This window comes from Leclercia sp. AS011, assembly GCF_037152535.1.
Taxonomy (GTDB): domain Bacteria; phylum Pseudomonadota; class Gammaproteobacteria; order Enterobacterales; family Enterobacteriaceae; genus Enterobacter.
Genome location: NZ_JBBCMA010000001.1, coordinates 225,602 through 239,136, shown reverse-complemented (window position 1 = coordinate 239,136; position 13,535 = coordinate 225,602). Strand labels below are relative to the sequence as shown.

Here is a 13,535-nt window from a genome sequence, read left to right as displayed (position 1 = left end):
CTGAAACAGGGCATGTTGCGCTGACCTGCCCCAGGGTAGGACACCTTTCCCGTCAGACGCCCTGCCAGCGGGTGAAGAGATCGTCCGGCAGCTCAATGTCGAACTGGTCGAGAACCCGGTTCACAGTCTGATTAATAACGTCATCCAGACTCTGCGGACGGTGGTAAAACGCCGGCACCGGCGGCATGATCACCGCCCCCAGTTCGGCGGCCTGGGTCATCAGACGCAGGTGGCCCAGATGGAGCGGGGTTTCGCGCACGCAGAGCACCAGCGGGCGGCGCTCTTTCAGCACCACGTCGGCGGCACGGGTCACCAGGGTATCGGTATAGCTGTTGACGATGCCGGAGAGAGTTTTGATGGAACAGGGCAGGATAACCATCCCCGCGGTCTTGAACGACCCGGAGGAGATGCTGGCGGCGATATCGCGGGCATCGTGCACCACGTTGGCCAGGGCCTGAACGTCGCGCAGGGAGTAATCGGTTTCGAGAGAGAGGGTCTGACGCGCAGCCTGGCTCATCACCAGATGGGTTTCAACGTCAGCGACGTCGCGTAATACCTGCAGCAAACGGACACCGTAAATCGCGCCGCTGGCCCCTGAGATCCCTACTATCAATCGTTTCATGATTATCGCCCTTACCGTAACAGGGCAGACTGTGCAGGATTTTGGCGGGAGTTGCAAGCGAGGGCGGACGCCCTCGCCTGCGATCGGGATTAACCTTCGTTATGCATCTCTAAGCTTTCGAGATCGTTCGCCATCTGCACGGCTTTCGCATCGTCGTTACGCAGAGAGTCGAGGTAGTCCAGATACTTCTGGTCCACATCTTTGGTGACGTAAATACCGTTGAACACCGAGCACTCAAACTGCTGGATATCCGGGTTCTCAGCGCGCACCGCGTCGATCAGATCGTTCAGATCCTGGAAAATCAGGCCATCGGCACCGATGATCTGGCGGATCTCGTCCACTTCACGACCGTGGGCGATCAGCTCGTTGGCGGTCGGCATATCGATACCGTAGACGTTCGGGAAGCGAATCTCCGGTGCCGCAGAGGCCAGATAAACCTTCTTCGCACCTGCTTCACGGGCCATCTCGATAATCTGCTCAGAGGTGGTGCCACGCACGATGGAGTCATCCACCAGCAGCACGTTCTTATCGCGGAACTCAGCGCGGTTGGCGTTCAGCTTGCGGCGCACCGATTTACGGCGCAGCTGCTGGCCTGGCATAATAAAGGTACGGCCAACGTAGCGGTTTTTCACAAAGCCCTGGCGATACGGTTTACCCAGGATGCGTGCCATCTCCAGTGCGATATCGCAGGAGGTTTCCGGGATTGGGATGACCACATCGATATCCAGATCTTCCCACTCGCGGGCAATCTTCTCGCCGAGCTTGGTGCCCATGTTCACACGGGCGCTGTAGACGGAGATCTTGTCGATGAAGGAGTCCGGACGGGCAAAGTAGACGTACTCGAACAGGCACGGATTGCTGACCGGGTTTTCGGCACACTGACGGGTAAACAGCTGGCCTTTTTCAGTGATGTAGACCGCTTCGCCCGGCGCAACGTCGCGCAGGAACTCAAAACCCAGGGTATCCAGAGCCACGCTTTCGGAGGCCACCATATACTCGGTACGGCCATCGCCGATATCACGCTTGCCCAGTACCAGAGGACGAATACCGTTCGGATCGCGGAACGCGACCATACCGTGGCCGATAATCATCGCTACGCAGGCATAGGCTCCACGAATGAGACGGTTAGTGGCTGCCACGGCAGCAAAAATGTTGTCGGCTTCCAGCGGATAGTGACGGAAGTTATCCAGTTCGCTGGCAAAGATGTTAAGCAGAATTTCAGAATCTGAAGTGGTGTTAATGTGGCGGCGCTTCTCTTCAAACAGCTTTTTACGCAACTCGTGGGCGTTGGTCAGGTTGCCGTTGTGGGCAAGCGTGATGCCATACGGGGAGTTAACGTAGAAAGGCTGCGCTTCAGAGGCGCTGGAACTGCCTGCGGTAGGGTAACGAACGTGACCAATACCCATGTTACCCTGCAGACGCTGCATATGGCGGGCTTCAAACACATCGTTGACCAGGCCGTTGGCCTTACGTAAACGGAAGCAGTTGTGTGCATCAATGGTGATGATACCCGCAGCATCCTGCCCACGGTGCTGAAGCACCGATAATGCGTCATAAATAGACTGGTTTACCGGCATGAAACCGGCGATACCGACAATACCGCACATTCGTCATTTCCTCGTTAAGCCACATCTCAGGGTTTATGCCCTGGGCAAAAAACTCGACGAGCTTTGCAGATAGTCAAAGAACCATCTGATGATGAAGCTGAACTGCGGGATCAGCTGCGATTTCTGCCAGTCTTCACTTTTTGAGAACCCGGTAAAGGTATCAAGGAAGAACAGTATCGCGGCGACAATCAACACCCCTCGCAAGGCACCGAAACAGATCCCGAGCACCCTGTCCGTTCCTGACAAACCGGTTTTCTCAACCAGCTGGCCAATCACGAAGTTAACAATGGCGCCTACAATCAGCGTCGCGATAAACAGCACCGCGATGGCGATTCCGTTTCGGACCAGTTCATCTTCAAAGCCCGTGAACCAGACAGACAGGTAAGTGTAGTAATGACTGGCAACAAAGAAGGCGCAGCCCCAGGTTACCAGCGATAACGCTTCACGAACAAAGCCACGGATCAGGCTAACCAGACAGGAAAAACCTATCACCGCAATGATGGCGTAATCAATCCAGACCATATACGTCCCACGATTAAACGCCCTGTCATCCAGTTCGGGGCGAATTCTAACAGAAAAAGAAAACGTTTGCGTAGGGATTTCCTTCCCGCGCGTAAATAAAAAAAGCGCTGAAAAAATGTTCAGCGCCCCAGGCGGGTTACCTTCTCAGGCAATCTGCTACGCCTGTTTTTTAGTCAGAGAAAATTCAATTCACGCTGTAGTTCATCACCACGCCGCTCAGGCCGGAGAGTTGATTCAGCTCCCCAAGCGATCCCTTCAGCTTATCTCTCGATGCATCCGGGCCGACGAGAATACGGGTGATTTTACCCTGTACCGGCGTTGAAGGTGAAGTGTAAACGCGATACCCCGCGCCCCGCAGTTTAGCCACGACTTCGTTGACCTTGTCGGCGTTTTTCAACGCCCCGAGCTGCACCACATAGGCTTTACCGGTCGGAGCCGGTTTCTCTTCTGCCGCCGGTTTGGCCGGTGGCGTTTCCGTAGCCGCCGCCAGCTGCTGGCTGGTGTTATCGCGCTGCGGTTTCGGCTTATCTACCGGCTTCGGCTTCTGCACCGGTTTTGGCGCATACTGCTCGACCGGTGCCGGATCCAGTTCGTTATTGTTACTGGCCGCCAGACGCGACGGATCTAAGGATGGTGCTGCGGCATCGCCCGCCCGCACCTCTTCCGCCGCCCCTTCAGGCGGTTGAGCGGGTAGCGCCTGCGTTGCCGCCGGCAGCATGTCCGGCTCATCCCGGTCGCCAGGCTTCGGCACCAGCGGGATCGCCGCAAACTCATCCTGATAATGCTTTTTCTGTCCATCAAGCAGCCCGGGGAGAATAATCACCCCCAGCGCCACCAGCACAATGGTGCCTGCTAAACGGTTCTGAAACTTACTTGCCACCGGTTCTCCCCGCATCCATTACGTCCATGACATGTGCCACCGTGTGGAAGGATCCACACACCAGCACGGTATCTTCTGGTCTGGCATCCGCCATCGCCGCGCGCCATGCCAGCTCCACGCTGGCAAACGTCTGGCCCTGGCCGAGGTGTTCCATCAGCTGTTCAGCCGTTGCCCCGCGCGGGCCTTCCAGAGGTGCACAATACCAGCTATCGACCACAGTCTCCATGCAGGCCAGCGTGCCGCCAATATCTTTATCATGAAGCATACCGATAACCGCCAGCACGCGCCCGGTTTTTGGCAATGATTTGAGACGTCCGGCGAGATAGGCAGCGGCATGAGGGTTATGCGCCACATCCAGAATCAGACGCGGAGAGTCGCTCACAATCTGGAAACGCCCGGCGAGGATCGCCTGCTGAATGCCGTCGCGGATGGCCTGCTCGTTCACCGCCAGACCGCTGGCGCGCAGTGCGGCCAATGCCGTGGCGGCGTTCGGCTGCGGTACCTGCGGCAGCGGCAGGTTATCCAGCGCCCCGCTGGCATCTTCAAAGCGCCAGCCGCGCTCCGTCACGCTGTAGCGCCAGTCGACGTCGCGACGCTGCAACAGCGCCCCTTTCTCCCGGGCCACATCGGCAATGGTGTGCGGCATATCGGGCTCTCCGACAATCGCTGGTTTACCCGCGCGGAAAATACCGGCTTTCTCCCGGCCAATGCTTTCGCGATCGGGCCCCAGCCAGTCGATATGATCCAGCGCGATGCTGGTCACTACCGCCACGTCCGAATCGACAATATTGGTGGCATCCAGACGCCCGCCTAACCCGACTTCCAGGATCACCACGTCCAGCTGCGCCTGCTTAAACAGCCACAGCGCCGACAGGGTGCCATATTCAAAATAGGTGAGCGAAATGTCGCCGCGCGCGGCTTCGATCTCTGCGAAGGAGGCGGTATGCGCCGATTCGGCTAACTCTGCGTTCTGTATCCGCACGCGCTCGGTATAGCGCACCAGATGCGGCGAGCTGTAGACCCCCACTTTGTAGCCCGCCGCCATCAGCATGGACTCCAGCGTGCGGCAGGTGGTGCCTTTGCCGTTGGTGCCCGCGACGGTGAAGACAAAGGGAGCCGGTTTCAGAACGTCAAGGCGCGCCGCTACCTGGCTGACGCGCTCAAGTCCCATGTCGATGGCTTTACTGTGCAGGTTTTCCAGATAAGAAAGCCACGCGGCCAGAGGCGACGTGGCTTGGGGAAGAGTGATATTTTCCATGTTGCGCGCTTTTCAGTTACGGTTAGAAAGCAAAAGGGCAGCGCCATTGGCCCTGCCCTTTTCAGTTATCAGGCCTCGGGTTCCTGATCCGGTACCACCACGCCTTCGCGCGGCTCATCCGGGCTCGGCGACGGCAGATTCATCAGCTTCGCCAGGATGCTGGCCAGTTTCAGGCGCATCTCCGGGCGGCGAACGATCATGTCGATAGCGCCTTTTTCGATAAGGAACTCACTGCGCTGGAAGCCCGGCGGCAGTTTCTCACGTACCGTTTGTTCGATAACGCGCGGGCCGGCAAAGCCGATCAGCGCTTTTGGCTCAGCGATGTTCAGATCGCCCAGCATTGCGAAGCTCGCCGATACGCCGCCCATGGTTGGGTCGGTCAGTACAGAGATGTACGGCAGACCGCGCTCCTGCATTTTTGCCAGCGCTGCGGAGGTTTTTGCCATCTGCATCAGCGACATCAGCGCTTCCTGCATACGGGCACCACCGGAGGCGGAGAAGCAGATCAGCGGACAGTTATCTTCCAACGCCTGCTCAACCGCACGCACAAAGCGCGCACCAACCACGGAGCCCATTGAGCCGCCCATAAAGGAGAACTCAAACGCCGCTGCGACCACCGGCATCTCGTGCAGAGTGCCTTTCATCACCACCAGGGCGTCTTTCTCGCCGGTCTCTTTCTGTGCAGAGGCCAGACGATCTTTGTATTTCTTGGAATCGCGGAACTTCAGCACATCTTTCGGCTCAAGCTCGCTGCCCAGTTCAACCAGAGAACCTTCATCCAGCAGGCTATGCAGGCGGTTACGCGCCGACATACGCATGTGATGATCGCACTTCGGACAAACTTCCAGATTACGCTCCAGCTCGGCGCGGTACAGGACCTGGCCACAGCTGTCACATTTGGTCCACACCCCTTCAGGAATACTCGCTTTGCGGGTTGGGGTGATATTACTTTTAATTCGTTCAATCCAGCTCATTGATAACCTTTCTGCCTGAACCAGGTTTGCTGCAAGGGGCGCATAATGCCATTTTTGCCCCCGACAGACCATGAATGTTGCACATTAAAACATAACAGCCCGAAACTTTGGATAAAAAAGTGGTCGAACCGCAGTCGTGCCTTTATTTTGCTTGTTTTGCCGCCGCGCGCCGGTGACGAATAATTTCGATTACGCCCGGCAGAATGGAGACCACAATAATCCCTACGATCAGTAACTTGAGATTTTCCTGAATCATAGGAATGGTACCGAAGAAATAGCCCGCGTAGGTAAAGCTGAGTACCCACAGCAGCGCGCCCGTGACGTTATAGAGCGCGAAATGACGGTACGACATATGACCCATTCCCGCAACAAAGGGGGCAAAGGTTCTGACGATCGGCACAAAGCGGGCGAGAATAATGGTTTTACCGCCGTGTTTCTCATAAAACGCATGGGTTTTATCGAGATAGCTGCGACGGAAAATCTTCGAGTCCGGGTTACTGAACAGCCGATCGCCAAACAAGCGCCCTATAGTGTAGTTCACCGCATCACCAAGGATCGCGGCGATAAGCATCAGCACCACCATCATATGAACGTTGATGTCGTTGGTTTCCAGCGAGGCCAGCGCCCCCGCCACGAACAGCAGCGAATCGCCCGGTAAGAACGGAGTGACCACCAGTCCGGTTTCACAAAACAGGATCAGGAACAGAATGGCATAGACCCAGACGCCATAATCAGCGACCAGCTCTGCCAGGTGAACATCAATATGCAGAATGAAATCAATTACAAAGCGAATAAAATCCATATTGTCTAAACCTTTATTGCCACGGCTATCAGTCCGCTAAAAACAGCGGGCCCATTGGCGGTTTCGGAAGGTCAAATCGATCCGGATAATCGACCGAGACCAGATACAGCCCTTCCGCTTTCGCCGTTGCTGCTGCCAGCGTTCTGTCCTTCGCCGCCAGCAACTCTGCAATCCAGCTCTCCGGCTGGTGTCCGGCGCCCACTTCCATCAGGCTGCCAACAATATTCCGCACCATATGATGTACAAAGGCGTTGGCCTTGATATCCACCACCACATAGGCCCCATGACGGCTGACGTTAATGTGCATCAGGTTGCGCCACGGAGTCCGCGACTGGCACTGCACCGCGCGAAACGAGGTAAAGTCGTTTTCACCGATCAGCACCTGCGCCGCGCGATGCATGCGATCGGCATCCAGCGGCTCGTAAAAGTGCGTTACGCCCTGGCCTAACACGGCCGGACGCAGGCGCTGGTTATAGATGATGTAGCGGTAGCGGCGCGCGGTGGCGCTGAAACGCGCGTGAAAATCATCCGGCACAGTTTTGACCCAACGCACGGCGATGTCTCCAGGTAAATTCGCATTTACCCCGAGCGTCCAGGCCGCGTCTTTACGCACGGCGGTGGTTTCAAAATGCACCACCTGCCCCGTACCATGAACACCGGCATCGGTACGCCCCGCGCACAGGACATTGATGGGCTCATTCGCCACCTGAGAGAGCGCTTTCTCCAGTTTTTCCTGAACGCTGCGCACCTCGTTCTGACGCTGCCAGCCATAATATTTACTGCCATCGTACTCAATCCCGAGAGCAATTTTATGGACCGGCTTTTGTTCCACTTCTGACATCAGTACAGATACTCCTGCACCAGTTTCTCGGCAATTTTCACCGCCATCAGGGCGCCGCCAAAACGAACGTTGTCGGCCACCGACCAGAACTGGATCTGCTCCGGCATACCGTAGTCGTTGCGGACACAGCCGATGGAGAGACGGGCGTTGCCCGTTGCATCGCCCACCTGGGTCGGGAACTGGCTCTCTTCGGACAGTTCAATGTCCTCGCCACGGGCAAAGGCGTCGCGCGCCTCTTCCGCCGCCAGCGGGCGCATGGCTTCAAAGCTCACCATCTGGGCGTGGCCGTAAAACACCGGTGACTGCACGCAGTTGGCGGAGATCATCAGCCCCTCATCCTGCAGGATCTTGCGGACCTGATCGACGAGCTGACGCTCTTCGCGCACGCTACCTTCGCGATCCGGCAGCAGCGGCAGCATGTTGAAAGCCAGCTGACGGCCAAAGAAGTCCTCTTCGTCCACCGGAATACCGTTCAGCAGCTTCGCGCTCTGCCCGGCCAGGGCATCCACCGCTTTTTTACCGTGGGCGGAGGCCGACAGCAGGCTGGTGACGGAGATACGGGATAAGCCGCCATCGTCGATCAGCGGTTTCAGGGCGGTCAGCAGCTGGCTGGTCAGGCTGTCCGGGACGGCGATGACGTTACGGTTGCGGTAGTCGGCCAGCACGAACGGGTTGACGTCCGGCACCACCAGCGGCACGTCCGGCTCAAGGGCGAACAGGCCGCTTGAATCAATCACCAGACAGCCCGCGTTGGTGGCGTCTTCGATATAGGTTGCGGAGGCTTCAGCACCGGCGACGAAAAAGGCCAGCTGCGCCTGGGTCCAGTCGAATTCAGCCGCATCCTGAACGCGTACCGATTTGCCCTCATAACGCAGATGTTCACCTGCGCTCTCATTACGCGCCAGGGCAAAGATCTCCCCCACCGGGAACTGACGCTCAGCAAGAGTTTCAAGCAGGGCTTCGCCCACGGCGCCCGTTGCGCCCAGTATGGCAATGTTCCAGCCTTCAGACATGGTGGTTTACTCCAGAAATAAAAAAGCGTCCCCGGCGGATTATCCGCCAGGGAGCATTAAGAAGACATTAACGAACCGGATGATGAGTGGCGTTGAAGCCCAGCTTGTGCAGCAGTGAAGCCGCCGCAGCGTCATCACACATGACATACAGGGAAGACCACTCCCGGCGTTCCACATAGTGCTTGCGCAGCTTGTCGAATTCACCCGGCATACCCGCTACTTTTCGCAGCAGCGCGTCATCGCGGCGCACATCATACACTAAATGCACCAGCCTTTTCAGCGTTGCCTGATCCAGCGGGCCATGGAGGGTAATGCGGCCAAATTCCGGCGTCGGCAGCAGGGTATCCAGCGCCACCTGCTGCGATTTGCCAATGAAGGTGCTGAAGGCCTCAAACACCTGGGTGGTGCCACGCGCTTTGCCTTCCAGGGTGTAACCGGCGATGTGCGCGGTGCCAATATCCACTTTCTCCAGCAGCGCCACGTTGAGATCCGGCTCCGGCTCCCAGACGTCCAGCACCACGCTGAGATCCTGACCGGCGTCCAGACGCTTCAGCAGCGCGGCGTTATCCACCACCGGGCCACGACAGGCATTGATCAGGATAGTGCCCGGCTTCAGGCGGCTAATCACCGCCTCATCGGCCAGATGCAGGGATTTATAAGGCCCGTCTTTAAACAGCGGGGTATGGAAGGTGAGCACGTCACATTCCGCCACCAGGGCGTCCAGGCTCTGGAAATCGCCCTCGTCGCCACGGTCGGCGCGCGGGGGATCGCACAGCAGCGTGCGGATGCCTAACGCCTCAAGGCGCTTTTGCAGGCGACTGCCTACGTTACCGACCCCGACAATACCGACGGTACGATCGGCCAGGGTGAACCCGTCACGCTCGGCCAGCATCAGCAGGGAAGAGAAAACATACTCCACGACCGCGATGGCGTTACAGCCCGGCGCGGCGGAAAACCCGATCCCCGCCTGCTTCAGCCAGGCATCATCCACATGATCGGTTCCCGCGGTTGCCGTACCGACAAACTTCACCCCTTTGCCAGACAACAGCGCCTCATTCACTTTGGTCACTGAGCGCACCATCAGCGCGTCGGCATCATCCAGCTCAGCGAGCGGGATCGGGCGTCCGGGAACGGCCTTAACCTCACCCAGGCGGCTGAACAGCTCGCGGGCGTAAGGCATATTTTCATCAACGAGGATTTTCACGTCTGAGTACCTGTTTGAGAGGAAGTTAACCGGCCAAGTGTGCCATAATCTGGCCGCCAGGCATATACGTAACCTGGTTTACGCTGAGTAACGACTTTAAGGATTTTTTGACGATGCAGCCCATTTCAGGTACGCCGCCGCAACCTCCGGGTGACGGCCCGCGTCCGTCTCACGTCGCAGGCGAACAGCCCCTCTCCACCCAGCAGCGCACCGTACTGGAACGCCTGATCACCCGGCTGATTGCCCTGACGTCGCAGCAGAGTGCGGAAGTGTGGGCCGGGGTCAAACACGATCTGGGCCTGAAGAGCGATACGCCTATGCTGTCGCGCCACTTCCCTGCTGCAGAGCAAAACCTGAACCAGCGCCTGAACACCGCGCAGCTTAACCACACCACCCGGCAGATGGTCTCGCAACTGACGGAGCTGTTAAGCCAGGGGAATAACCGTCAGGCGGCCAGCGATTTTATTCGCCAGCAGTACGGCCAGACGGCACTCAACCAGTTGACGCCCGAGCAGCTTAAGACGGTATTGACGCTGCTGCAAAATAACCAGCTCGCCATTCCGCAGCCGCAGCAGCGTCCGGCCACCGAACGCCCGCTGCTGCCTGCCGAACACAACACGCTCAAGCAGATGGTGACCAAGCTGGCCGCCGCCACGGGCGAGCCGACCAAGCTGATCTGGCAGTCGATGCTGGAGCTGTCAGGAGTGAAGGCGGGAGAATTGATCCCGGCCAGGCAGTTTACCCATCTTGCCACCTGGCTGCAGGCACGTCAGACCCTGAGCACCCAGAGCGCGCCGACGCTGCACAGCCTGCAGGCGGCGCTGAAACAGCCGCTGGAACCCCAGGAGTGGAACACTATTCAGGACTATGCCCGCCAGAACTGGCAGGCGACGCCGCAGACGGTGCTGACCACCGCCCAGGTTCAGGATCTGCTTAATGAAATCTTTACCCGCCGCACCGAGCGTGAAGCTGGCGTGACGGAAGTGCGCAATATCCAGCCGATCTACAGCCCGCTGTTTGCCCCGGTAGTGGAAACCTTCAGAACCCTCTCTGCCCGTCCGGGGCTGATGTTGGTTGCGTTACTCATTGCGCTGGCGATTTTCTGGCTGGTCGTGTGATATTTTGCCGGGTGGCGGCTTCGCCTTACCCGGCCTACGGTCCTTGTAGGCCCGGTAAGCGTAGCGCCACCGGGCAAAGGCTAACCCCGGCGAAACGCCACCAGCGTTACCACTATCCCCACCACCGCAGAGACCGCCCCCGCCAGGAAGACCGACGGATAGCCGAACGAGGTGGCTAACAGCCCTGCCAGCGGCGCGGTGACCCCGTAAGAGATATCCTGAAACGCGGCATACCCGCCCAGCGCCGTGCCGCGCACCTGGGGAGCAACGCGTTTGACGACTTCAACACCGAGTGCAGGGAAGATCAGCGAACAGCCACAACCGGTCAGGGCTGCGCCCAGCAGTGCAACCGGCGCGGTTGGGGCCTGCCAGAGCAGCACAAGGCCAATGGTTTCAATCACCAGCGACGCCACCGCCACCTTCACACCGCCATAGCGATCCGGCATCCAGCCGAACAGCACCCGCATCAGGACAAACGCGCCGCCAAACGCGGTAAGCGTAAAGCCGGCCATCGTCCAGCCACGGCTCATAAAGTACAGTGAGACGAAGGTCCCAATCACCGCAAAACCTACGCCCTGCAGGGCAAGGCCCAGACCTGGCTGCCAGATTTGCCCCACCACGCTCCACAGAGAAGGACGCTCGCCTTTATGAGCCGGCACTTTACGCACCGTGCCGTTAAACGCCCATGCCAGCAGCGGCAGCGCCATGGTGGTAGCCGCCAGTACCGCAAAACCAAAATGGCTGTGAATGAACAGACCCAGCGGTGCACCAGCGGCCAGCGCGCCATAGATCGCCATTCCGTTCCAGGACATCACTTTGCCGGAACGCGCGGGCCCGACCAGCCCCATCCCCCAGGTCAGGGTGCCGGTCAGCAGCTGGCTTTCACCAAAACCGAGAATCAAGCGCCCCACCACCAGCAGCGCAAATTTATACGCAGCCTCTACCGGCAGCAGCGCGGCCAGTAGCCATGCGCCGCCCGCCAGCCCGCAGGCGAGCATGCCCTGTAGCGCCGAGCGCTTTGCGCCGTGTTGATCCGCCAGCCGTCCGGCGTAGCCGCGGGTTAACACCGTGGCTAAAAACTGAATACCCACGGCGATGCCGACCATGGTGTTGCCATAGCCCAGCTCCTGGTGAACAAACAGCGGGATCACTGGTAACGGCAGACCAACGGTCATATAGGTGAGGAATACCGCAAAGGCGATACGGAACAGCGAGACGTTTCCGGAGGAGGCGTTTTTATCTGAGGTAACGGCCGTCATGCATAACTCCATGTTCAGGCATAAAAAAAGGGAGCCATCAGGCTCCCTTCTACTATACATTCAAACGCTTATGCTTTCAGCTTACGCATTACCAGCGTGGCGTTGGTGCCGCCGAAACCGAAGCTGTTGGACATCACGGTGTTCAGCTCACGCTCGGTTGGTGCAGTAACGATGTTCAGGCCAGCAGCCTGCTCATCCAGCTGTTCCACGTTGATGCTTGGGGCGATGAAGCCGTGTTCCAGCATCAGCAGGGAGTAGATGGCTTCCTGCACGCCAGCCGCACCCAGCGAGTGACCGGTCATGGCTTTGGTCGCGGAGATCGCCGGGCTGTTGTCGCCGAACACTTCGCGGATTGCACCCAGCTCTTTCACGTCGCCTACCGGAGTAGAGGTCCCGTGGGAGTTCAGGTAGTCGATTGGGGTATCAACGCCGTGCATCGCCATCTTCATGCAGCGCACCGCGCCTTCACCGGATGGAGCAACCATGTCTGCGCCGTCGGAGGTTGCGCCGTAGCCAACGATCTCAGCATAGATGTGTGCGCCACGGGCCAGAGCGTGTTCCAGCTCTTCAACCACCACCATACCGCCGCCGCCTGCGATAACGAAGCCGTCACGGCTTGCATCATAAGTACGGGAGGCTTTTTCTGGCGTTTCGTTGTATTTGGTGGACAGAGCGCCCATCGCGTCGAACTCACAGGCCATTTCCCAGCCCAGCTCTTCGCCGCCGCCAGCAAACACGATGTCCTGTTTGCCCAGCTGGATCTGCTCTACCGCGTTACCGATACAGTGAGCGGAAGTCGCACAGGCGGAGCTGATGGAGTAGTTTACGCCGTGAATTTTGAACGGGGTCGCCAGGCACGCGGATACCGCTGAGCCCATCGCTTTGGTCACCACGTATGGACCCACCGCTTTCAGGCCGCGCGGGCTACGCATGGCGTCAGCACCGAACACCTGTGCTTTTGATGAACCGCCGGAACCGGCGATCAGGCCCACGCGTGGGTTGTTCTGATAAACCTCTTCGCTCAGGCCCGCATCAGCAATCGCTTCCTGCATGGAGAGGTAGGCGTAGATAGAGGCATCGTTCATGAAACGGACCACTTTGCGATCGATCATGCCCGTGGTGTCCAGTTTGACATTACCCCAGACGTGGCTGCGCATACCTGAATCTTTAAACTCTTCAGAGAAGGTGATCCCGGAGCGTCCTTCACGCAGAGATGCCAGGACTTCCTGCTGGTTATTACCGATGCTGGAAACGATGCCCAAGCCAGTAATCACTGCACGTTTCATTCAATACCTCTGTAAGTCGCACTATTTTAAGTTTCGAGTCGCACAATAGCGTACACTTGTACGCCGAACAAGTCCGATCAGCCAATTTCTGCGGAAATTTGCACCATCAGACGCACATCGTTAAGATCGCGGCACAGCCTGTCAGACGA

The 13,535-nt window shown here is 58.3% G+C and carries 13 protein-coding genes; 1 reads left to right on the top strand and 12 read right to left on the bottom strand.

Annotation, left to right across the window (positions count from 1 at the left end; translation table 11 throughout):
* Nucleotides 1-52: 52 nt before the first annotated feature.
* The 10 genes from WFO70_RS01085 to pdxB all read right to left on the bottom strand — a co-directional run bounded on the left by WFO70_RS01085 (nt 53) and on the right by pdxB (nt 9,723).
* The gene (locus WFO70_RS01085) at nt 53-622 is read right to left on the bottom strand and encodes a UbiX family flavin prenyltransferase (RefSeq protein ID WP_337014180.1); all 570 of its coding nucleotides are present in this window, start codon (nt 620-622) and stop codon (nt 53-55) included.
* A gap of 89 nt (nt 623-711) precedes the next feature.
* Nucleotides 712-2,229: an amidophosphoribosyltransferase gene (gene purF, locus WFO70_RS01080; protein ID WP_142486570.1), complete on the bottom strand. Its 1,518-nt coding sequence runs from the start codon at nt 2,227-2,229 to the stop codon at nt 712-714.
* Between the two features lie 33 nt (nt 2,230-2,262).
* On the bottom strand, nt 2,263-2,751 hold the full coding sequence (cvpA, locus tag WFO70_RS01075) for a colicin V production protein (RefSeq protein WP_333848754.1): 489 nt from the start codon (nt 2,749-2,751) through the stop codon (nt 2,263-2,265).
* 184 nt (nt 2,752-2,935) lie between these two features.
* On the bottom strand, nt 2,936-3,631 hold the full coding sequence (gene dedD / locus WFO70_RS01070) for a cell division protein DedD (RefSeq protein WP_337014176.1): 696 nt from the start codon (nt 3,629-3,631) through the stop codon (nt 2,936-2,938).
* Nucleotides 3,621-4,889: a bifunctional tetrahydrofolate synthase/dihydrofolate synthase gene (gene folC / locus WFO70_RS01065; protein WP_337014174.1), complete on the bottom strand. Its 1,269-nt coding sequence runs from the start codon at nt 4,887-4,889 to the stop codon at nt 3,621-3,623. Before folC ends, dedD begins: the two co-directional genes overlap by 11 nt.
* A 68-nt stretch (nt 4,890-4,957) precedes the next feature.
* Nucleotides 4,958-5,863, bottom strand: a complete 906-nt coding sequence (gene accD / locus WFO70_RS01060) for an acetyl-CoA carboxylase, carboxyltransferase subunit beta (protein WP_103825166.1) — start codon at nt 5,861-5,863, stop codon at nt 4,958-4,960.
* Nucleotides 5,864-6,005: 142 nt separating this feature from the next.
* Complete coding sequence (locus tag WFO70_RS01055) at nt 6,006-6,665, bottom strand: DedA family protein (RefSeq protein ID WP_337014172.1); 660 nt, start codon at nt 6,663-6,665, stop codon at nt 6,006-6,008.
* 28 nt (nt 6,666-6,693) lie between these two features.
* The gene (truA, locus tag WFO70_RS01050) at nt 6,694-7,506 is read right to left on the bottom strand and encodes a tRNA pseudouridine(38-40) synthase TruA (RefSeq protein WP_337014170.1); all 813 of its coding nucleotides are present in this window, start codon (nt 7,504-7,506) and stop codon (nt 6,694-6,696) included.
* Complete coding sequence (locus WFO70_RS01045; RefSeq protein WP_337014169.1) at nt 7,506-8,519, bottom strand: aspartate-semialdehyde dehydrogenase; 1,014 nt, start codon at nt 8,517-8,519, stop codon at nt 7,506-7,508. Before WFO70_RS01045 ends, truA begins: the two co-directional genes overlap by 1 nt.
* Nucleotides 8,520-8,586: 67 nt before the next feature.
* A complete protein-coding gene (gene pdxB, locus WFO70_RS01040) occupies nt 8,587-9,723 on the bottom strand; it encodes a 4-phosphoerythronate dehydrogenase PdxB (protein WP_337014168.1) in 1,137 nt (378 codons plus the stop codon).
* 113 nt (nt 9,724-9,836) lie between these two features.
* On the opposite strand from pdxB, the gene flk reads away from it, so the two are divergent.
* Nucleotides 9,837-10,841 (top strand): flagella biosynthesis regulator Flk, encoded by a 1,005-nt coding sequence (gene flk, locus WFO70_RS01035; RefSeq protein ID WP_337014167.1) that lies wholly within the window; start codon nt 9,837-9,839, stop codon nt 10,839-10,841.
* An 80-nt stretch (nt 10,842-10,921) separates the two neighbouring features.
* On the opposite strand, the gene WFO70_RS01030 is transcribed toward flk, so the two are convergent.
* On the bottom strand, nt 10,922-12,100 hold the full coding sequence (locus WFO70_RS01030; protein WP_337014165.1) for an MFS transporter: 1,179 nt from the start codon (nt 12,098-12,100) through the stop codon (nt 10,922-10,924).
* Between the two features lie 68 nt (nt 12,101-12,168).
* Nucleotides 12,169-13,386 (bottom strand): beta-ketoacyl-ACP synthase I, encoded by a 1,218-nt coding sequence (gene fabB / locus WFO70_RS01025; RefSeq protein ID WP_337014163.1) that lies wholly within the window; start codon nt 13,384-13,386, stop codon nt 12,169-12,171.
* Nucleotides 13,387-13,535 lie beyond the last annotated feature (149 nt).

Bases quoted from the DNA above. Each gene is read 5' to 3' on its own strand.
- accD (WP_103825166.1), bottom strand. From the start codon at position 5,863: ATGAGCTGGATTGAACGAATTAAAAGTAATATCACCCCAACCCGCAAA.
- fabB (WP_337014163.1), bottom strand. From the start codon at position 13,386: ATGAAACGTGCAGTGATTACTGGCTTGGGCATCGTTTCCAGCATCGGT.
- WFO70_RS01045 (WP_337014169.1), bottom strand. From the start codon at position 8,519: ATGTCTGAAGGCTGGAACATTGCCATACTGGGCGCAACGGGCGCCGTG.
- WFO70_RS01030 (WP_337014165.1), bottom strand. From the start codon at position 12,100: ATGACGGCCGTTACCTCAGATAAAAACGCCTCCTCCGGAAACGTCTCG.
- WFO70_RS01085 (WP_337014180.1), bottom strand. From the start codon at position 622: ATGAAACGATTGATAGTAGGGATCTCAGGGGCCAGCGGCGCGATTTAC.
- cvpA (WP_333848754.1), bottom strand. From the start codon at position 2,751: ATGGTCTGGATTGATTACGCCATCATTGCGGTGATAGGTTTTTCCTGT.
- purF (WP_142486570.1), bottom strand. From the start codon at position 2,229: ATGTGCGGTATTGTCGGTATCGCCGGTTTCATGCCGGTAAACCAGTCT.
- WFO70_RS01055 (WP_337014172.1), bottom strand. From the start codon at position 6,665: ATGGATTTTATTCGCTTTGTAATTGATTTCATTCTGCATATTGATGTT.
- truA (WP_337014170.1), bottom strand. From the start codon at position 7,506: ATGTCAGAAGTGGAACAAAAGCCGGTCCATAAAATTGCTCTCGGGATT.
- flk (WP_337014167.1), top strand. From the start codon at position 9,837: ATGCAGCCCATTTCAGGTACGCCGCCGCAACCTCCGGGTGACGGCCCG.
- folC (WP_337014174.1), bottom strand. From the start codon at position 4,889: ATGGAAAATATCACTCTTCCCCAAGCCACGTCGCCTCTGGCCGCGTGG.